The sequence below is a fragment of the Burkholderia sp. AU31624 genome (assembly GCF_020420065.1).
GTDB lineage: Bacteria > Pseudomonadota > Gammaproteobacteria > Burkholderiales > Burkholderiaceae > Burkholderia.
Map to the genome: position 1 here is coordinate 112,720 of NZ_JAIZRT010000012.1, position 21,029 is coordinate 133,748.

Consider the following 21,029-nt stretch of genomic DNA (forward strand, 5'->3'; position numbering starts at 1 on the left):
CTTCACTAGAGAAATCTCATGGCCTGCTCAAACCTGGACGGAAACCTGCTCTACCGATCGTCAAGCCGGCGTGCGCTACAGCCTGCACTGCCGCTTTTCAGGCTCGGCCAGATCGTCGCAACGCGAGGCGTACTGACCCATCTCGAACACCACGGCATCGCCACCGACCATTATCTCAAGCGCCACATGTGCGGCGACTGGGGCATGGTACCGCCCGAGGACGCGCGGGCGAACTGCCTTGCGGTTCAGCACGGCACGCGCATCCTGTCGACTTACGACATTGGGGGAAGGCGCGTGTGGGTGATCACCGAGGCGGATCGCAGCGTAACGACGCTCCTTTTTCCAGAGGAATACTGATGGGAAGCTTTCCTGTATCGCCCGCCGCAGCCTCTATGGACCTGATTCGGCGACCACTGCGAGACTTATTACGGCAACTGCCGTCCTTGGCCGTTACGGCGTCCGGCGAGCCCGATTACGCGGAGACCGATCCCGATTTGCTCGTGAATCTCGCGGAGTCCGCCGAGCCTGCGTTGCAGATCGTACATGGTGGGTTTTCGGCAATCGGCCTGCTTCAGGCCAGCACGGCGCGGCAGATCCAAGGCGGCGAGGTCGGCGCCACACACGCGGCAGCGCTGGGCCGGCTACTCGTTGAACTGGGGGAAATGCTGTTGCACGTCCACGGGCTGTCGATCGAATGCCGGCGTTACACGGCGGATTACGTGCCCGACGGCACGGGGCGCTCCGACAAACCTCTGCCCGGAGTGTGCGATACATGAGGCCCATGACGAATTCTCGGAAAGTTCGGTTTCTTGACCGAATGATGGCGCGTCGGTACCGAGAGACGCGCTCCCGCTACACGAAGTCATCGGCGCGCCGCCTGCGAAAGCACGTCAAGCGTTCCCGTTTCGAGGGCAAGGCTTCCGAAGCTCGACGAGAGCAGGTGCTGTACGTTCAGTGTCGCCGGACGTTCCTTGCGTGGGCGAATCGGCTCGACGGAATCCTTGGCGCGATCACGGTAGTCGGGCGGACCCGTACAAGCATGGAAGTGCGCTTTGGCAACCTGAACCCGGTACTGTCGTTCTCCGTTTCGGTCATGGGCGTCGGTGTTTTTGTCACGGTCGGCCGGTATCACGACTGGAATGTCGAATTCGACTCGGCCCCACGCTGGCGATCCGGCGGCTATGTGTGCGATCTGGTTATGCCGGAGTATGTCGTCGTCTATCCTGACCGGTTCGCGCTATGGCGAACAGAGGTCTTCGACCGCTTCCAGCAGTGGTTCGCGGGTGGATTCGCGGCGACCGCACTGTATCCCGGAAAGCATGTCCTGAACCGGGACGGGTATATCTGTTTCCCGGTTTTTGTGAACGCTTCGGAAACGACATCAAGGGAGGGCACCGTATGAGCGTCGTAGCCTATCTGAGGGTATCCACGGCCGCGCAGTCGGTCGAGAATCAGCGCCAGGCTATCGCCGCCGCTGGCTACATAGTTGAAAAGGAGTTCGCCGACGAGGCGACCAGCGGCACGACTGCCGCCGACAGTCGCAGCGGCTGGGCCGCATGCACCCAATATCTACGGGACGGCGATACCCTCGCGGTCTATGCGCTCGATCGCCTCGGCCGCAGCACGGTCGACGTGCTCTCGACCATCAGTGCGCTGGATGCGCGGGGCGTGCGGTTGGTGATCCTTCAACAACAATTCGACACCGGCACGCCGGCGGGCAAGCTGGCGCTGACGATGTTCGCGGCGTTCGCCGAGTTCGAGAACGGTATCAGGGTCGCGCGTCAGCGAGAAGGGATTGCCCGCGCTCGCGCGGAGGGCGGCAAATATCGGGGGCGCAAGCCTAAACTTGCGGCCGAGCAGCAAGCCGCCTTAAGGCAGCGTTTCGAGGCTGGAGAGAACCGAAGCCAGCTTGCTCGTGAGTTCGGGATTGACCGTGTAACGGTCCATAGATATTGTTCGCGCACCGATGGCTAATATTCGTTGCCACTATCGGAACGGTTGTGACCGCACGCGCTGAGGGGCCTTCGTAGGCTATGATCTGATCTTGACCGTGAGCGCGCTGGCGGGGAGCGTACACGCGAGAAGCGTAAACGAAAGAGTTGCGCTGAAAAATCTTCAGCCATAGGGGAAGCCGCTGTAAGCTCTACCTGTTCATGGATAGCTCAGCGATACATTGCAAAGATGGCGCGAATCAATCTTCGAAAATTTATTGCCGAGCACTATAGAGGTGGGGTTACCGCTCGTGACGTGATTCGTGAGGCAGTCACGAATTCTATTCATGCTGGCGGAAAGATCGTGTCCGTCGATCTCCACTTCTCGGAGAGGCAACAAGAATTGACTCCCGGTAGTGAGGAAAGAAGGGTTCTAGAGCAGATCACCATAGTTGATGATGGTGAAGGCTTCACGACCGAAAATCTGAACTTCTTCGATGAAATCTGTACCAGCCACAAAGACGATATTGGTGGCAAAGGTGTGGGGCGGCTGGCATTCCTTAAATATGCTAATAAGGTTGAAATTACCAGTCAGCTCCCGACTGAGCTGGTTGAGTTCACTTATACCCCGGATTTCAAACTCGATGATGTTAAGAAATCGCCGATCGTTGGCGCCTCAAGTACCAGCATCACCTTGCGGGACCTGAAGGACAGAATCAACACTCAGGTAACCAAGCTGATTAGTTCGATTTGCGATGATCTGCACCTTCTGCTCTTCCTCAAGCATCAGGCGGGGCGCAGCATAACCTTAAAGTTCACTCACAATTCGAGGCAACCGTTCGATGATGTCTATATATTTTCGGGAGATAGCATCAAGGCGGAATTGACTAGGGAGTTTGAATTTCAGGGTGAAAAATTTAATTGTTATCTTTTCAGGGATGAGCCTCCCAGAAAAGGTATTTTCGCCATGCTCTGTGCTGATGAGCTCTGCATCGAAGAATACGTTATCAGTAAGAGGTTCGACGTATGCAGGCATCTGATTTTTGTCACGTCGGACTACTTTAATAAGCGCTCCAATATTGAGCGGCAACGATTGGAGCTTCCGAGGACGGATAATGATGTCGACATGGTTTCTCCCATCAGTCGTGAGAAGCTAATGCCGCGCATTCATGAAGAATGCTTGGCAATGATTGATGAGTCTGCAGAAGGTGATATTGAGCAATTCAAGACGGATAATATCGAGAAGCTCAAGAGGTACTATCCATTTATCAAAATCGATTCGCTGGATGGCAACGCTGCTCTGCTAGATGCTGATGAGGTGGTGAAAACCTATAGGGCTCAGCAGGCCAGAAAAGAAGATCAAGTGGTCGAGGCTCTGGAGAGTGGGAAACCCGTCTCTTGGGATGACGTTTCACACCTTGCGAGTGAAGATTTAGCTAGGTTCATCGTTCATCGGGCGTTGGTTATTGACTCGTTAGCGAACATGCCATCGGATAGCGCCGAAGATGCAATCCATAACGCTATTCTCCCAAAAAGAAGTGATGGCTCGGAGATTAGGGAAAATAATGTCTGGTTGGTTGACGATAAATTTTTGTCGTATTCCAGTATTTATAGTGAGCAGGCGCTAGCTACGATCATCCAAGAGGTTGGAGAGGCCATCGAGGCAAAGCAGCAGCGACGGCCAGATGTCGCAGCCTTCTTTTCGAAAGATAATGAAAATCATCCTAACAAGCTGGTTATTATCGAATTTAAAAAACCCGGCGCGGATATTTTCGAAAACAATAAGGCGCTAATGCAGTGTAGACTGTACGCCAGCGAGCTTGCCGATCGAATTCCAACGGTGCGAGAAGTTTTTGCGTTCTCGATCGTCGAAATCGATTATGAGTTTTATAGGGACATGAAACAGACGGGCTTCAAGGACGTTTTTTCGCTAACTGAACGAGTGGTATATAACGATTTCTTGATTGGTTCGAAAGATGAAATTCCACTGCATCTATACGTAATGCCCGCGTCGGCGCTTATAAAGGATGCGAAGGCCAGAAACAAGGTCTTTGAGGAGGTTCTTCAATTCGATTTGAAGGGATAGAAACCGGACCGGCATCACCGGTCCGTATAGCTACTCGCTGCGTGAAAAACGTGCCATCAACCCTGGCAGGGTGGCGCTACCGATAACCTGATCATCGCCGATGAGGACATAAGTCCACGGTTTTGTCCTCGATTCCTCCGCGTGCTGCGTGGCGGCGCGGCACCATTTCACGGCGGCTTTTGCCTTGGCAAGAACGACGGGATCTGTAAGTTCGTCCCGGTTCTTCACCTCGCATATCACCATCGCGGTATCAGTTTCAATCACGAAGTCCGGCTCGTAGTTGTCCCCGGAGCGATACTCAATCTGAAACTGTGCTCGACCGGGTTTGAGCCACTTTTCAACGACCGGATCGGCATCGACAAGAACGGCGAAGCGGCGCTCCGGATCGGAGTCGAATTTTTGGAGCGAGTAGCAGCATTTTCTGAAGCCACCGAAAACCTGTCGCTTCGTGTCGGACATCGGAGTCACTACTTTTCGGAAATCGCGGACCTTTTGTTCCGGCACAACATTGAAAGCCTGAGGTTCAAGAAGAGAGAATCCCCGCGTTACGCGGACTTCATAATCATCATCTCCCAGCGGAGTCTCGACATAGTTCTGCATCATCTGGGCGAAGATGAATTCCGCGAGCTGACGCCCGTTGCGCAAGAGAACGTTCTCGACTTCCGCACGAGTTTCTAGATACGAGCTGATGCGATCCACAACTTGCCCGGCGAGCTTGTACAGCAGATCCGCATGGGCGTCGTAGTCGATCTCGTTGCGCTCGATGAGGAATCGGACAAGGTAGTCTTCCAGACGTTCTTCGCGTGGGTCGTCAACGGATTTCGCGAGGTATGTGCGCGCCTCGGTTCGCAGCGTCTGGATGATCAGGCCGTCGTCTATGGGGCGGACATTGACCGACGAGAGGTCCTTGAGGTCGAAATCGGCAAACTCGAACGTGGTTTGTCGCTTCGGCAGGACGAGGATCTGCGGAATCGACATCGTGCGCTCGGCGACCATCTGCGTGACGGCCGCCACGATCTCCTCAACGCGCGGAGCAGCAATGATGCCTTCCAGCGTACTTTGCGCCGGGCGGACAATCTCTCGAACTGCGTCAGCGATCTGGCGCTGCACGTCCGCCGAACGCAGTTCGTCGGCGCTGCCGAGCTTTCTTTCGAATTTCCGGATGACCTCAAGCGTGACCTCTGCGGTCCGCGTTTCCTCCGGCGTCTGTAGGGTAATCACCTGAACGGCGGGAGGCTCATCGAGTCCCGGCAGGGAAGGGCTGGAACCCGTGATCATGATTTCGACAATCGACGGAGCGGTCACAAGCATCGCGCCGTCTGAGGAAACGTCGCATCCCTCGCCGATCTCAATATGCTTCATGACAATCGAACCTGGCTCGCGCGCCTTTTGAATGATCTCGTCGAAACGGTCATGGGCGATGACGGTGAGCCGGTCCACCGCAGCGAAGTCTTCGTCGTCACGGTGCGTCACGCGCTCACCATATGGCAAGCGAAGGCCGCGACCGAGCGTCTGCTCGGTCAGGATGTCGGAAGCGGAGGCGCGGAGCGGAACAATTGTGTAGAGATTGGTAACGTCCCAGCCTTCCTTCAGCTTGTTGACGTGAATGACGATTTCGGTGCGCCCATCCTGTTCCAGTGAAACGAGGCGCTGGGTCGCTTCTTCACTCTCTTCGCCGCGCAATGCCGAATGGACCTCGGCCACCTTGTCCTTGAACCGTCCTCGGAAGAAATCCTCCGACTCGATGTATGTGCGCAAACGGCGAGCGTGATCCGTGTCTTGCGCTACGACAAGAATAAACGGATGCACCTTTGGGCGTCCGGTCACGCGATGATAGCGATCCAGTTCCACAGCGACATGATCGTGGTTGTGAACGGCATCTTCCAGCTTGATCTGTTCAAGCCGTTCTTCCGGGACAGATTTCGGATCGAAATCCTTCCGCGTCGCAACGGCAGGTTCTTTAACGAAGCCGTCCGCCATTGCCTCACCAAGCCCGTAGCTGTAGATGACGTTGCGAAAGGCGACAGAGCGAGCCCCGACCGTTTTAGGTGTCGCGGTCAGTTCAAGACCGAGGATCGGTCTAAGACCATCGATCGCCTTTGATCCGGCGCTGGCGCGATAGCGGTGCGCTTCATCCATGACGACCACCAGATCGTCGAGTCCGGAGAGATAGTCGTAGTAGCTCTCGCCGATGGTCTCCTGCAACTTCTTCATCTTCGGGGTGCCACGCGGTCCCTCTTCCTTGTTGATCTTATCGATGTTGAAGATGTTGATGTGAACGTCGCTTCCAAACAGATCGGAGGCGCGCCCATCGACATGCCGGACACCGCGACCGCTTTCGTAGTTGTCGCCCGTGATGATGAGCGGCGGATTGGTCGCGAACTCGGCAATCCCCTTGAAGACGTATTTCGGATGTCCAGGCGTGAAATCGTTGATTAGCTTGTTATAGATCGTCGTGTTCGGCGCCAGCACGAAGAAATGGCGGCTTTGTCCCGTGAGGTAAAGATAGGAGATAAAGGCACCCATCAAGCGGGTCTTGCCGACGCCGGTCGCAAGAGCGAAACAAAGCGAAGGGAAGTCGCGCTCGAAATCCTGTAAAGACGACCATCTCTCACGAACGGCCGCAAGAGCCTGGCCGTCGGCAATGTCCTTTCCGAGCGGAATGCGTTCAAGCACTTCGGCCAGGATTTCGAGCGAATCCGCTTGTGGCTTGCGGAGGGACAGTCGTTGGATGATGCTTTGAAGTTCGCGATTCATTCTTGTAACTATTCCTTTTCCGCAAACAGGTCTGCCTGTTCTTTCGATGTCCGGCGCTTCGGCGTTGGTGCAGGTTGCGCATCGTGCTCCGTCTCGGCTTCCGGCAGATTCTGGACCGTCAGACTATAGTCGTCTCTGCCCCATTCACATTTGCGCAGGACCGCGAGCGGGATTTTCTTGATCGTCAGATTCAAGAAGGCATCCGGCTTGGCGTTGAACGCCTTGCAGCAAACCAGCAGGCTCCGTTCGTCGCCGACTTCTTCCGAAATGGCGCGCAATTGGTCGTGCGTCAGACTCTGTGTGGTGACGTAAATGAAGTCGTGCTCGGAGGAGTGCCCGTGCATCCAGTAGGATTGCTCGCTCGGTGCATAGGTGAAGCCCATGAGCTTGCAGACGGCCTCGGCGAGCATGGTCGGATTGTAGTCGGACTGAATGACCCAATTGCCCCATTTGTCTTTTTCAAGAAGTGAGGGCGCGAGCTTGTAATATCGGAACCCACCACCGCCTTTCCAATTAACTATCTCCGTTATCCCGCCTGAATCATCGCCATCAATAACCTTGGTCAGCCGCGGGATAATATGTGTATGGCAATGCTCACCGAGCTCGGCCATGATCCATCGGCGGCCCATCTTATGAGCAACTGCGCCAGTCGTGCCGGACCCTGCAAATGAGTCAAGAACCAAGTCGCCGGGGTTCGTGGCGAGGGTCAGAATCCGCCAGATTAATTTTTCCGGCTTCGGGTTTTGGAATACATCGTCCCGATCCCCGAACATGCGCTTCAGGTCGATACTGGCTTCTTTGTTACTACCAACCTCTTCGTGGGTCCACCAGGTGTTAGCAGTCAGTCCATCTTTCATCTCAGCGAGGAACTTTTTCAACATGGGTCTTCCCTCCCCGCTTTTGCCGAACGTTATTCGGCCATCTTTGAGCCATGCCTCATACTGCTCTTGATTGCAGCGCCAATAGCGACCTTTCGGAGGTAAAAAAACTTCCCCTTTGGGTCCGGTGATCGGGAATTGACCTGCAGAATAGAACTTGCCTGCTGATAAATTCTCGGCTTTCCAATCCCCTCTGGGGTCGTTGTCGTGGTTGCTGAACGATTTTTTTTGTTCTTCTGTTCGAGAGATTTTTCCTATTTTGAATTTCGTTACATCTTTCGCGTACACAAGGATGTGGTCGTGTGTATTCGAAAGATGCATAGCAGTCTGATTAGACGTGTAGGCTTTTTGCCAAACTACGTTTGCTATAAAATTGGACCGACCAAATACCTGATCGCACAGAACTTTAAGATAATGGGCCTCATTATCGTCAATGGTTATCCAAAGGGAACCGTCATCCGATAGCAGCCTCTCAATCAGTTCAAGTCGATCACGCATGAGTGACAGCCACAGGGAGTGCTCGATTCCATCGTCATAGTGGGTGAAGGCACTTCCGGTGTTGTAAGGCGGGTCAATGAATACGCACTTTACTCGACCCGAGAATTCAGTTTCGAGAGCTTTAAGTGCGAGAAGATTGTCGCCGAAGATCAGCCGGTTATCAAAAATATCATGTGAACCGACTCGTTCCGAAGCATGGTAGGACTTTGCGGTGTCTTCTACCAGAATACGAGGTTCGAGATGGACTCGAGCATCTTTGCCGAGCCAAGTCAGCTCAAGGCGCTGCTTCTTCATGCCACCTCCCACCGGAGAGTAAACAGAGGCGTCAGTTCAGGAGATGCCCTCAGGTTCTCCTGAATCTTGTCGAGCAACGACTCCACTTCGGCACGAATCTCCGCTTTGCGATCAAAAAATGCAGCTTTCATCTTGTCCCGTTTTCCTTCCTGCGCACTGATACGGCGCTTCTCTGCGAGCTTTTCGCTCATCGCCAGATTGGAGCCTCGTAGGGCTTTCTTGGCAGCTTTGATTTCCACATCCATAGCCTTCACGTCTGCCTCGAAAGCTCGTTCGAGGTCTTCCGCATAGGCGTCCAGTTTTTCGCTCTCTTCTTCAAGCCAAGCATTGTTTTGCTCTTCCGCCAGCGCAAGCAGATCGTCTTTCCGTGAGGCTTCGATTGTGTCGAGCTCGGCAAGCGGTGGCACATCGGCCACCATACTGATGACGTGTGCGGGAACAGCCAGGAGCCGCTCAATCGTTTCGGGATGCGGCGCTTCGCCGTCGTCGGCTGTAACCGACAGAACCAGATATTCGCGATTGAGTGCGGCGGTGTTCACCCGAAGCTTGGCGACACGCAGCCATCCGCTTCGGCTGCGTAGCGGATTCACATCTGCAAGGACGCCCGGGTATGCCGAGAGATCAAAGCGGACGTGACTGATCTCCTTGAACTCGCGCTTTTTCGCGTCGGCGATCACTTGCTGCGCAAGGGTGCCTTCCGTCAAACGGAAGAATTGCCAGCCGCGCTCGTCTGCGATGGGCCACTCTGTAGTGTAGGTATGTCCGCGATAATCGAACCGGCGCTCATCATCAGTATGGAAATCTGCTTCGGGCAACTCGGCACGCGCAATACGTAAAAGATCGCGATCAAAATCAGAAAGATGCTTCCGGATCTCGCCATTGCGCGTTTTCAGTTGACGCGTCACTTTCTCGTCGACGTTTTCGAGGAGCCGTTTGCGGGCGTCGAGCACCTGTTCGCTGATCTGCGCTTGCAAGTCCGACTGTAGCTGGTCGAATGCACTATTGATCTCGTCTTCATTGCGCGCCGCCTGCACGATTTCCAAGATACGGCGCTCGATATCGACTCCGCGCTCGATTGCTCCAAGAACCTCGTCGCTAGCGCCGAATACGCCATCGAACAGCCGGAATTTCTTATCGAGCAAATCGAAAACGCGTTGCTCGGCACGATTCTTCAGATTCAGGAAGTTGACGACGGTGACATCGATCTTCTGCCCATATCTGTGGCAGCGCCCGATACGTTGTTCCACGCGTTGCGGATTCCATGGCAGATCGAAGTTGATGAGAAGCGAGCAGAACTGCAGGTTGATACCTTCGGCGCCCGACTCAGTTGCGATGAGGATCGACTTGTCGTCGCGGAATGCCTCGACAATTGCCGCCTTCATATCGGCTGTCTTCGATCCCGAAATCGCGTCCGAATCCTTATGACGGGCCAGCCAGTCGCGGTAAATGGCCGCGCTGGCTGGGTCGTTGTTTTGACCGTTGAGCAGAGCGATTTGATCACCGTAGCCGTTTGCCGTCAGTAGGTCAGCGAGATAGCGTTGCGTGCGGACCGATTCTGTGAAGATGACGGCCTTGCGAAGCCCTTTCTTGGATTCGATGGTATCCAGCGCGGCAGGAAGCGAATTGACGAGCATGCCGCCTTTGGCATTCTCGCCGATTGAGAGCGCAAGAGCACGAAATTCCTCCAACTCTGCGATTTCCGCAGCGAGCTTGGCAGGATCGATTTCATCGTCTTCGCTTTCTTCGTCGTCGAATTCTTCAACCGTATTGTCTATTGCATCGTAGTCGACGAGCGCTTCAATGGATGGGCGCTGTTTGTCACGCAGCCGTTCGATGATCTTGGCAAGTGTTTCGGATAGCGCAAACGTGGAGGAACCGAGGATCTTCCGGACTACGAGCGTAACAAGCGCATTGGGCCGGTCTCCAAATGCGATTGTGCCAGGACGTTGAAGGTATGCCGATACGCCCTCGTAGAGACGGGCTTCGTCATCCGAGGGTTCGAAAGAGAGCGTCAGCGGGCATCGCGCCGTGTACTTGATCAAACCAGCCTGCTGCACTTGGCGACGCAACGTTCGTTTGCACACCGCTTCGAGACGCTTGCGCAGGAACAGGAAGGCGTTGTTTGACGAACTGGCTCCCACATAGGACGCGCGAAAACTCTTCTCGTCCCCGAAGAAATGCTCATCGATCACGGAGACGAGGCCAAAGAGTTCCATCAGGGAATTCTGGAGCGGCGTTGCCGTGAGTAGGATCTTAAAGTATGGCGCGGTTGCCTCGCGAAGGCGTTTGGCGCGCAGTCCGGTCCCTTGTTTGTACACGTTGCGAAGCCGGTGCGCTTCGTCATAGACAACGAGGTCCCATTGGACACGCGCAACGTCTTCAGCCTTGGTTGCCGCAAACTCGTATGAGGTGATCAGGACTGTATCAGGCAGATCGAAGGGGCGCGCGTTACCGTTCTTTTTCGCAAGGTTATAACTCTTGCTTTCGATGATCGTTGACGGTAGCGAGAATTTATCGGATAGCTCCTGACTCCATTGCTTCCGCAAGGAGGCGGGCACGATCAATAGGATTTTTCGCCGCCGCTCAGCCCATCGCTGGGCAATCACTAGGCTAGCTTCGATCGTCTTGCCAAGGCCAACTTCGTCGGCAAGTACGACGCCTTTTGACAGCGGCGACGATAACGCGAAAAGAGCCGCATCAACCTGATGCGGGTTCATATCGACGCGCGCGGTAGAGAGCGATTGTGTGATCGCTTCGTCGCCAATGCCGTCAAGTGTGAGGCGGTGCGCAAAAAAGCTACTTTGATGCGGGGTGAATGCCGATGGGCTCGATGCGGTTGTCATTGTGTGGAAAGCTATTTTGGATGCCGTTATACCCGATGCTTCGAGCAGACCCAAGCCCGAACCTGGGCCACGTAACCACGTAAGGCGTATTCGAGGTGGGAGCCGTCAGTCGGAGCCGGGCTCACTCGGGGCACGGACCGTGCCGCTACTCGCATCGATATTCGGCGGGAGGTCCCGTTGGTCACGGGCAGCCATCAACCTCAGCGCCTCCCGGACGACTTCGCTGGCGTTGTTGTAGAGGCCGCTAGCGACTTTGGCTTTCACCATTGCCTCGAGATTTGGGGTCAGATTGACATTCATCGGCACGCGTGTCTTTTTGAGATATCCGGCGATGGTATCAAGGATTGTCAAACATCGACAAAGCTTGTGAATGTGCCGCGAGACGATGGTGGCTGATGTTGGTCGGTTCGCTGTTGCAATAGGGTCGTCCGAATTTCCGCTACGGCGTCGTACCGTTATGCAACAACCAGCGACACGTAGATCCGGCCAGTTTCGAGCGCCGCGTGTGCTGCGATAGCTATTAGCCAACTGCAACGGCTGCGCTCGAATCGACCGGCGGTAGTCGGCCAGGGTCCGGCCATTCTCGACTGCGCGGCGACGAACATCCGACCGACCGGTCCCTTTTGATCATCGGCATTACCGGCGATCAAAAAAAACCGGCCGCAGCCGGATTGGGTTGCGCGCCAGCACCCTTAGCGCTTCGGCTTGACCTCCACCATGTAATCGTCCCAGTCCTGATACTTCGTCACGTACAGGTGGTAGCTGTCCGTCCCCATGCCGACACTCGCAAGGTTGCGGCTAATCACGTACAGCTCGCGATCGCACGTCTTGCCATCGGGCTTGAAGGAGTCGGTGAAGCCGACAACGACGTTGCGGCCGTAGATGGCCGGCGAGGGCTCTCCGTGGCTCTTGCCGGGTTTGGCGCTCCAGATCTGGTTCGTGCTGCTCCAGTGAGCGATTTGGTGTGCGAGCTTGTACTGCTCCCGCTGCGCCTCGGTCTCGCGGATGTGGCGATCGAAGTCGGACTCCATGACAGGCTTCGAGAGCGGCATCTTGCTCAGGTCGGCCGTCTTCAGGTACTGCGCCAGTGCGAGACTCGCGATGGTGTTCTTGGTATGTCCCGTGGCCTGAGACAGATATTCGAGCTGCGCCTCGAGGTCGGGCGGCGGTCGGAAAGTGAACATAAAATTTTCCCCGTATAGGTTCTATGGTTGACAACGTGAACCGTTATGGTTGCATGTGAACCACTTCTTGGCAAGAAGAATTTTCATTAGTCCGTCTTGCACGCAGAGGTAGCTACCGCCCTGCATCGGCACGAGAGTGCAGTTGACGGGGCTATCAACTAGGGAGCAAGTTTTCGTGCGCCGCGCAGTTCGTGGGGCAGTCATTCCCCTTCGGACCTCATTCCCGCTTATGCTGGCGATTCCAAAACCCATCCCAGTGGATCAGGCCGGCTACCCATCACGACATGGCGAAATACGACGCCCTTGGAGCGCATCTGCGCAGCCTGCCCGGCGACACCGTCCGGCTCACCTTTGAAGAGATCAACACGATCCTTCCCAAGGGGCTACCTGCCTCGGCTTACGAGCACCCGCCGTTCTGGAGCAATACCGACTCACACGTCCATGCTTTGGCGTGGCAGCGCGCGGGATGGCGGACGGTGGGGCACGACCTCGAACAGCAGTACGTGGATTTCCGCCGCTTCGCGTCGGTACCGGCGGATGGGCCACAAGCCGATGTCAAGGCCGGAACCACCGCGCCAGCGGCGAGGCACGATGTGGCATCTGACGGCCCCGCCGGAGACAGTGAGAATCGGCAACTCGTCGCCATCAAGACGCGCCGTGGCCAGCCCGAGTTCCGCGACCGGCTTCTGCGCGCCTATGGCTGCACCTGCGCCGTCAGTGGCTCAACGGTCGAGCCGCTGCTCGAAGCGGCTCACATCGTCCCCCATTCACTGGAAACGAACTACGCCACCTCCAACGGGCTTGTGCTGCGCGCAGATATCCACACACTGTTTGATCTACACCTGATTGCCGTTGATGCCGAAGGGCGGGTGGCCGTTTCGCGGTCACTGGAATGCACCGAGTACGCGCAATACCGCAGCCGCCGCCTCGTTGCGCTTCCCACCGATCTGAATGATCAGCCGTCCCCGGCTCAACTGAAGCGCCACCATGACCTGTTCCTGGCGCGCGAAGACGTGCTAGATGCCTGAAGATCCGCCGTTTATGGAAAACAAGTCCTTTTTTTGCTCGACCGCAACGGTGTCCCGCTCATTAGGAACGCCGTTGCCGGCAGCGGAGTGTGCGTACCCGACGCATCGTGGATGCTGCTTCATGGGTGTCAAAAAAATGAAAATCAAACTCCCCGATCATGATGTTTCGAAAGGCTTGATTATCGGCGAATGGATGCTGTTTCCGAAGCCAGAAGATGACGATTTGAGAAGGCTATATCGTTCAGCGGTCAAACACGTTCGCATTATGCGCGATCTGAAGGGCGCGGGGCAGCCAGTTGACCCGTCAAGTCAAAAGTACAAGTGGGTGAAATCCGGAAATGAGATGCACGCGGTCGAGCATCTTCCCTCGCTGACGGACCAAAACGAAAGGGGAAGCGTGTTAATTGCGTCGCCTATAGAGATCGTTGAATTTCATGATGATTATGAGAAATTTCTGCGGAAAGCTGGTGTAGATCTTCGCTTTAAAAAGGGATTTGTCTCGGGCTTAGTTTTGCTCGGTTGTTGTGTTTTTCAGAATGCCTCGAAAAGGCGATATGGTGATGGAAAGGGTGGTGCCGAAAAAGCTGCGGCCGAAATGATTGCTCTCAAACAGAGTTCGATCAGGGGCTATTTTAAAGAGTTCGCGGAATCGGCTCACCTGTGGGCATCTTGGTTGTTGCAGATCATGCCGTCAAAGAATTTGTCAGCAAGCGGCGAGGCGTTAAAAGGTATGGAGCAGTGTGTCTCTCTCGACCTTATGGAGAATATAAATATCGGCGTCTTGATCGAGAACGCAAAATCTGCTCTCGATTTTGGGCGAGGGGAGATTAATACGGGAATTAGTCTTCTAGGTGGCGCTAAGTCTATCGAATTCGATTGGCCCAAGGATTCCAGCAAGCTGATTGAGATAATACCGGAAGCGCTGGTTTCCGCGTTCGGTCACTTCAGGGTGAAAAGCAAGATGGATCGATAGAAATTTTGGTGTGCAAGCGTGTTTGCACAGGTGACAGGGGTGTCCTCGGGGAATATCGTGTGTCTTGTGCGATCTGCACAGATAACTTGAAAAGGAGATGTCCCTGTATGAAAAAAGATTGGTTCACCCTCATAAAGAAGCCGGAGGTCAAATCCCTAACTGGGATGAGTCCTGCTTATATGTACGCCCTTGTGAAAAAGGGGCTTTTTCCTGCTCCGGTGAAAAATGGTCGATCGAGTTACTGGGTTTACGGGGAGGTCATTGAGTGGATTGAGCGCCGCCGTAAAGAGCGTGGCTTGATGCACTAACCGAGATAATATCGGAACGATTGGAGCTGATTATCCACCGAATCGACTTCGCCCGGCTGAACAGCGCGCACAATCGCGGCCCACTTTTCAGTCCGGGTGATGCTGAAAAATGCTCGTCGAAGCGGCGAAATTTTCGCGGCCTACATGTCCCGGAAGGTCGGGCTCTGTGTGGCACGAGGTGCTTTCGTGACTTGAGTGCGAGGTTCGTTAGCCGCAGGCGCAAGAGGCTGCCGCGCGGCCTTTCGTGCCAGTTAAGATGGCCTACTAGAACTGAAAAACGCGCCAATAGTAACTATTACAGCTATAAGCTAAACGGTTGATAGTATGTAGCCTATACATATGCGCTACTTGGCCGTATGTTGCTTGGCTGTATGGACATATAAGCCTAATTGGCTTGTGTGTCGTCCTAAAGCATGGCTGCATGTGTAGCCTTCGGCTGAGCCAGCGATGAAGATTAGTGATCGATGAAGATAATCAGCATGCAGTCGCCATTGTCGATAATGGAGGTCGCGTGTGTGATTCAATACAGATTTTTGTTTCGTTGAAGTCCGACATATCCGATGATGAGTATGCGGAATGTTGTTTTCCGTGGGAACCCGATGATGCAGATGGCAGGCGTGGAGAGTTTTACGATTTTGAGGTAAAAAGCCCTTTGACCGGTGCCGGATTTGTGGTGAAGGCGGTTGGCGTCGGTGGGATTCGGTACGGTCGAATAGGAGGTTATTGGTTAAGTGTGAATATCCCTGCCTGTTCCGTCGGACACAACCGAGAACTTGTCAATGGCGTGTATTGGGCGGCAAGTATTGCTTGGGCATTGCTGCGACATTTTCTTGCTAGTCGTGGCTGTACTGAAAAGGGGCTGACTTGTTTGCCGTGGGAGAATGTAGAGATCGGCCCGCTTACGTTGACGTTTCTAAAGGAATGCGCGAGTTCTACGGAAGCACTTTTCCTAATTGACGATGTCCGGCAGCACGCCGAGTCGGTCCTCAATCGCGGCCCGCACTCGTTGCCGGGAGAGAAAAAGGTTTATGTCAAGCCGGAGGGGGCGGAGTGGCCCAATGATGTGTTTACCTTGTATATCAGGGATCGGGCATTTGGAGCGACTCTTTATGTGAAACAACCCGGCGTGGAGAAGGCGTTTCTGAAGAAAATAGACGATCCTGAACTGGAATCTGAGGTGCAGGAGCGATCTGAGCGCACCGTTCGAATCGAAGTAACTCCGCATGGGGCATGGTTGGCGGAAAATGGTCTTAATCGACCGGATGAGTGGCTTAATAATCCGGGTGCCTATGAGAAAGTATTTAATTTGCTCAAGGAGAGGTTGCAACTAGCAAGAAAATGGAGGGTTAGCCGGATACGAAAAACGACTATCTTCAATCTCGCGTTGCCAAACGAGGATCGGCGGTGCCTATCCCTGCATATTGCGGGTACGGAGTTCGGCGACTATCCGGTGCTGCGCGAGTATGAGGATGAAAAGGCCAGAAGTAAGCGCCTTTCTGCGATTCGTAGCCGGGTTTTTGACGCAACCGGCATCGATCTGAGGATTCCCTGGAAGGTTCAGCAAAACGGGATACGGCCGGGGCTGGCTGAAGTGTTGAAGTACACGGGGCAGTTCGTGCCGCGCGAGCACCTCCAAGAGGTCGTGTATTCGCGTTGCAGCGCTCCGGCTGCGTATGATCAGTTGGAGGCGTTGACGGCCGAATTGCTGGCCCGTAACGCTGGTGCCGGTCGGGATGCGATTCAGGCTCCGGACAGCATGCGCGACGACGGGGATGAGTGGCCTGATTCCCCGCTGCGGGTGCGGGGCATGTTCGACGAGTGGCCAGATGACTGACGCCGGCGTGGAATCGCGGTCATCGCGTCCAGCGATTCCACGCCAATGTGCCCTCTATGGGACGCTGCAATCGGAGCTGGCGGAAAGTAGCCTGAGGTGGGGTAGACTTTGGCATCCCGGCTGAACTGAACGCCAAGGCTGGACATGGGTGAAACGAGCCTACCTCGCTCATCATCCATGTCCGCAATTCCGCGTTGGCGAGCTGGGGCCGCATAAACAATCAAGGACAATACGAAAATGGCCGGCTCGACCTTTCAGACCAACCCCTACGATCTCTACAAGTTGCTGGACGACTGTCATCGTGGCGTGCTGCAACTGCCCGACTTTCAGCGGAGTTGGGTGTGGGATGAGGATCGCATCAAAAGTCTGATCGCGTCGATTTCGCGCGCCTTTCCCGTGGGTGCGCTCATGACGCTTGAAACCGGCGGCGAGGTGAACTTCAAGCCCCGGCCGGTGGAGGGGGCGCCAATCGAGGCGAAAAACGTTACGCCGCATTCACTGTTGTTGGACGGTCAGCAGCGTATGACTTCGCTGTATCAGGTAACGATTCGCGGCAAGGTCGTGGAGACAGTAACGCCGAAGAACAAGAAGGTGAAACGCTGGTTCTACATCGACATACGTAAAGCCTTGGATGATACCGTTGACCGAGAAGAGGCCATTATCGGCGTGCCCGAGGACAGGGTAATTCGTACCGATTTCGGTCGCGAGGTTGCGCTAGACCTCTCCTTGCCCGACAAGGAATACGCGGCGTTGATGTATCCCGTATCGCGGGTTTTCGACTGGGACCGGTGGCAGGATGGCTTCGATAAGCACTGGCGTGGAGATGAGCATGAAGCAGTCCGCGAGGCTTTCCGTGCATTTAAGCGCCAAGTGCTGGAGAACTTCAAGTATTACCGCGTGCCCGTGATTTCGCTGGACCGAACCACATCGAAGGAAGCAGTGTGCGTTGTATTCGAGAAGGTAAACACTGGCGGCAAGCCGTTGGACGCGTTCGAGCTGGTGACGGCAATGTACGCCGCGGACGGTCATGAGCTTCGCAAGGATTGGTACGGCAACGACGAGCACAGGGGCCGGCACCGCAGATTCGTGGACACTCAGCGGCCAGCCGACTCCGAGGCCGGAATCATCGCTAACGTTAGCAACACCGACTTTCTGCAGGCGATCTCGTTGTTCTATACGCGGGACCGCCGCCGCGAAGCGGAACGCGCCGGCAAGACTGGCAAAGAGCTTCCTGCTGTGATCGGCAACCGTCAGGCGTTGCTGAATCTGCCGCTGGCGGCTTATAAGCGGTACGAAAAGCAGGTCGAGCATGGTTTCGTGCAAGCCGCGAAGTTCTTGCATATGCTGCATATCTACCGGATCTTCGACCTTCCCTATCAGTCGCAGATAGTGCCGCTTGCTGCGATCATCGCCGACATCGGCGACGCTTGGGAGCATGAGGCAAATCGCGCCAAACTTGTGCGCTGGTATTGGAATGGTGTATTTGGGGAACTGTACGGCTCCGCAGTAGAGTCGCGTATTGCTCGCGATTTCATGGAGGTTCCGCGCTGGCTTCAAGGCGGCCCTGAACCCTCTACCGTAAGCGAGACCCTTTTCCGTGCCGACCGATTGAAGACGATGCGCATGCGTTTGTCGGCAGCCTACAAAGGCGTGAACGCGTTGCTGATGAAGGAAGGCGCGGAGGATTTTCGCTCCGGGCAGAAGTTTGACCACACCGTGTTCTTTGGGGAAAACGTCGATATTCACCACATCTTTCCCCAAGATTGGTGCAAGAGGCAAGGCATCAAGCCGGCCGTTTACGATTGCATCATCAACAAGACGCCGCTGTCGTTCCGCACCAACCGTATCATCGGGGGTGTTGCGCCTTCCGAATATTTGGCCAAGCTGGAGAACGGGGATAAAAATACGCCGGCGATCGACCCGAAGCGGTTGGATGGCTATTTGGCTTCGCACATGATTGACCCTGCGCTCCTGCGCAGCGACGCGTTCGAAGCTTTTATGGTCGACCGGCAAAAGCGTTTGCTGACCTTGATAGAGCAGGCGACTGGCAAAGCAACATACACGGAGACTGGAGATGAGCAGGAGGAGGGCGAGGACGTCTCCGTCGATGAGGAAAATATCGAGGCGGACATGGTCATAGCGCCGTGAAGATGTCGGATACAAGCTGCCTTGCCTGCGAAGCAAGGCGGATCCACCTCTAGCGCCGGGTGTCCATAACCATCTTTCAGTGAATGACGGATTCCATTGCCGGATATGGAAATCCGAGAATTTTGTTGGTATTCTTGTTGGTACTTTTTCGGTATTAGAAAATCAGCCGCTTGATTTTAAACCGTTTTTGTCGACGATTCGAGTGCTGCAGCCGCACCAAATTGAACGAAGGGCCGGGAGGTTTTGCCTCCCGGCCCTTTGTCGTTTCTGCGTTCACTTTCCCGGCTCGCGCGTTGTCGCTGGTTCCGTGCGGCGACATGTAGCCCGGTTCATCGTTTCGGCATCGAATGTAGCGGCACGTTCGTGGGCGAATGTTGCCGGCTTCGTGAGAGTCGACTACATCCTCGCAACACATTTCACAACAAAGGGCGACGCGACGTTTGCGTCGCCCTTTGTCGTATTCAGGTTTTCTTTGCCTGGGACCATTCTGGCAGCGCGTATCGGATATTCGTGCTGATTTTTTGGAGGGTCTCATTTTTAAATTCGTTGCTTGGTGTTGGTGACGCTCTTGTAACGAGCGGGCAGTTAAATCCGGGCTGATTTCTCTCTTTTCCTGCAGGTGGATTTTCACCATGGGTATCATGTGCGGCTTGAGTGCTTTATCAGCACAGATGCCTTATGGCGAATCGGGCGCAGGAGACTGGATGAAGCGACTGTTGACAGCACCGTCCTTGGTAGCAAACTTGGCGTTGGTTGTATCGACCATCATGACGATGACGCCTGCGCATGCGGATGCCGTGATACAGAAAGATACCGCTGCGGCGAATGCGAACGAAAATACTCAACCGTTCGTCGCGCAAGTCGTTGGACTGGAGTGGCTGAACCCGTTGCAGCGGCGCGACTATCCGACGCAATGGCAGGTTCTCTGGACAATGGGGCTTGTTCAGCCGAACAAGAACGACGATATGGTTCGGACGATGCCGCAGAAATTTGCGAAGCTCCAGTCAATTGGTGCGCTCGTATACGGCAACCAAGGAGCGGAAACCTTCAAAGGCTTCTATCACAAATACGTCCGTAAAGTGCTCGGACTGTTCGGTGATCGCTATGTGATGAACGCCAAGTATTTCTACACGGTCAAGTCCAAGAAAAAGAGAGACTGGCGTGAACTGGCCGGCATCCATGTGGAGTTTGCGGTGCCGGATAGACTGGATGCTGACGAGGCGCAGAGGTATCTGCAGGAAAGCATCATCGATGAGTTTGAGATTGGGAACAAATATGCGGTCGATCTTTGGAGCAAAGACACGCCTCCCGACGTCCACGTCAACCAAGGTGGCGCAAATGCAGGTTTCACGTCGCTGAACCGCGCACTGGAGTATCTGCAGGCGAACCCCGACAAGAGCGCCTGGGTGATGAACTGGGACGCGCCGAGCTTCCCGCCGAAGGACGCGCAGATCAACGAGAACATGGTGGTGCTGTTTCTCGTTGGGCCGAATTTCAAGACGGAGCGCGAACCGCTGGCGTGGATCGGCCGAGCGGCGACGGGCAACGTCAAGGACTACGAGACGAAGGCCGGCGCCACGCGAGCGGTGCAGGCGTGGAAAGCCACCATCGACGGTGCGGCGCGCAATGCGGGCGTGACGGTGCGATCGTTGAACTTCGTGGTGCATGACGCGGGCCGCGGTGGCGAGGCGGCGTCGGAGCGGATCGGCGCGTTGTCGCAGACGCTGACGGAAGTGCTGCCGGACTACGACTTTCGGGAGCAGACATTCAATACGCCGGCGCTGCTGGGCCCGATGGGCGCCGGTACGGCATTGACGGACGTGGTGCTGGCGATCGGGCGGGCGAATCACCTGGATGAGAAGGTGCTGGTGGCGGGGACGACGGATGCGGAGCATCCGACTGCGGTGGTGGTGATTCCGCCGTCGAGAATCACGCCGATCGACCCGGACAAGGACTGGTTCCGCGCGCGGGGCGAGAACAATGCGTATCTACCGTGGTGGGGGCGTCGACACGACACCGACTACGGCATGCAGGGCTTTTCCTACTGACCGGGGATTTAGCCACGCGAGGTGTCATTTTCCTGCACACGCATCTCTCGCAGCAACCAATGGTGAAGATTGGGAACCGGGCGGCAGCATAATTCGCTGCTGTCGCCGACGGGCATCTTCTCTCTGGTCCGACTCGCCTCAATCCGGGCGCGCCGTTCGTAGCGTTAAACGATCAACTTCGGCATGCAGAAGGCCTCAGAACTGAAGGGGTTCTTCGTG

At 55.3% G+C, this 21,029-nt stretch carries 17 protein-coding genes; 11 read left to right on the forward strand and 6 right to left on the reverse strand.

The annotated features are described in order from the left end of the window. The first annotated feature begins 18 nt into the window (after positions 1-18). The 5 genes from LGM89_RS33810 (at position 19) to LGM89_RS33830 (ending at position 4,017) form a co-directional block, all read left to right on the forward strand. Positions 19-357 (forward strand): hypothetical protein, encoded by a 339-nt coding sequence (locus LGM89_RS33810; RefSeq protein ID WP_226275325.1) that lies wholly within the window; start codon positions 19-21, stop codon positions 355-357. A 35-nt stretch (positions 358-392) separates the two neighbouring features. Then, a complete protein-coding gene (locus tag LGM89_RS33815) occupies positions 393-776 on the forward strand; it encodes a hypothetical protein (protein ID WP_226275326.1) in 384 nt (127 codons plus the stop codon). Positions 777-1,039: 263 nt separating this feature from the next. After that, entirely contained in the window at positions 1,040-1,402 is a 363-nt protein-coding gene (locus tag LGM89_RS33820; RefSeq protein WP_226275327.1) for a hypothetical protein, read from the forward strand. Continuing rightward, entirely contained in the window at positions 1,399-1,974 is a 576-nt protein-coding gene (locus LGM89_RS33825; protein WP_226275328.1) for a recombinase family protein, read from the forward strand. The genes LGM89_RS33820 and LGM89_RS33825 overlap by 4 nt, the downstream gene beginning before the upstream one ends. A gap of 207 nt (positions 1,975-2,181) precedes the next feature. Beyond that, positions 2,182-4,017: an ATP-binding protein gene (locus LGM89_RS33830; RefSeq protein ID WP_226275329.1), complete on the forward strand. Its 1,836-nt coding sequence runs from the start codon at positions 2,182-2,184 to the stop codon at positions 4,015-4,017. Positions 4,018-4,047: 30 nt separating this feature from the next. Here LGM89_RS33830 and LGM89_RS33835 read toward each other — a convergent pair whose 3' ends face one another. The 5 genes from LGM89_RS33835 to LGM89_RS33855 all read right to left on the reverse strand — a co-directional run bounded on the left by LGM89_RS33835 (position 4,048) and on the right by LGM89_RS33855 (position 12,471). Continuing rightward, complete coding sequence (locus tag LGM89_RS33835; RefSeq protein WP_226275331.1) at positions 4,048-6,774, reverse strand: DEAD/DEAH box helicase; 2,727 nt, start codon at positions 6,772-6,774, stop codon at positions 4,048-4,050. Positions 6,775-6,782: 8 nt separating this feature from the next. Then, positions 6,783-8,444, reverse strand: coding sequence for a site-specific DNA-methyltransferase (locus tag LGM89_RS33840; protein WP_226275333.1), 1,662 nt, complete (start codon positions 8,442-8,444; stop codon positions 6,783-6,785). Continuing rightward, on the reverse strand, positions 8,441-11,341 hold the full coding sequence (locus LGM89_RS33845) for an SNF2-related protein (protein ID WP_226275335.1): 2,901 nt from the start codon (positions 11,339-11,341) through the stop codon (positions 8,441-8,443). Before LGM89_RS33845 ends, LGM89_RS33840 begins: the two co-directional genes overlap by 4 nt. Positions 11,342-11,392: 51 nt before the next feature. Then, positions 11,393-11,587: a type II toxin-antitoxin system ParD family antitoxin gene (locus tag LGM89_RS33850; RefSeq protein WP_226275338.1), complete on the reverse strand. Its 195-nt coding sequence runs from the start codon at positions 11,585-11,587 to the stop codon at positions 11,393-11,395. 392 nt (positions 11,588-11,979) lie between these two features. Then, on the reverse strand, positions 11,980-12,471 hold the full coding sequence (locus tag LGM89_RS33855) for a ribbon-helix-helix domain-containing protein (RefSeq protein WP_226275340.1): 492 nt from the start codon (positions 12,469-12,471) through the stop codon (positions 11,980-11,982). A 284-nt stretch (positions 12,472-12,755) separates the two neighbouring features. On the opposite strand from LGM89_RS33855, the gene LGM89_RS33860 reads away from it, so the two are divergent. From LGM89_RS33860 to LGM89_RS33880, 5 genes are all read left to right on the forward strand, one after another. Further along, positions 12,756-13,499 carry an HNH endonuclease gene (locus LGM89_RS33860; RefSeq protein ID WP_226275343.1) on the forward strand — a complete coding sequence of 248 codons (744 nt, stop codon included), beginning with the start codon at positions 12,756-12,758 and terminating at the stop codon, positions 13,497-13,499. Further along, positions 13,492-14,472, forward strand: a complete 981-nt coding sequence (locus LGM89_RS33865) for a hypothetical protein (protein ID WP_226275344.1) — start codon at positions 13,492-13,494, stop codon at positions 14,470-14,472. Before LGM89_RS33860 ends, LGM89_RS33865 begins: the two co-directional genes overlap by 8 nt. Positions 14,473-14,579: 107 nt before the next feature. Beyond that, positions 14,580-14,780 carry a helix-turn-helix transcriptional regulator gene (locus LGM89_RS33870; RefSeq protein WP_226275346.1) on the forward strand — a complete coding sequence of 67 codons (201 nt, stop codon included), beginning with the start codon at positions 14,580-14,582 and terminating at the stop codon, positions 14,778-14,780. A 457-nt stretch (positions 14,781-15,237) separates the two neighbouring features. Next, positions 15,238-16,614 (forward strand): hypothetical protein, encoded by a 1,377-nt coding sequence (locus tag LGM89_RS33875; RefSeq protein ID WP_226275347.1) that lies wholly within the window; start codon positions 15,238-15,240, stop codon positions 16,612-16,614. 237 nt (positions 16,615-16,851) lie between these two features. Continuing rightward, entirely contained in the window at positions 16,852-18,762 is a 1,911-nt protein-coding gene (locus LGM89_RS33880; RefSeq protein ID WP_226275348.1) for a DUF262 domain-containing protein, read from the forward strand. 154 nt (positions 18,763-18,916) lie between these two features. Here the strand turns inward: LGM89_RS33880 and LGM89_RS33885 are convergent, their stop codons facing one another. Beyond that, positions 18,917-19,396, reverse strand: coding sequence for a hypothetical protein (locus LGM89_RS33885; RefSeq protein WP_226275349.1), 480 nt, complete (start codon positions 19,394-19,396; stop codon positions 18,917-18,919). A gap of 70 nt (positions 19,397-19,466) precedes the next feature. Here LGM89_RS33885 and LGM89_RS33890 point away from each other — a divergent pair, with 70 nt between their 5' ends. Then, positions 19,467-20,810, forward strand: a complete 1,344-nt coding sequence (locus tag LGM89_RS33890; RefSeq protein ID WP_413227491.1) for a virulence factor — start codon at positions 19,467-19,469, stop codon at positions 20,808-20,810. Positions 20,811-21,029 lie beyond the last annotated feature (219 nt).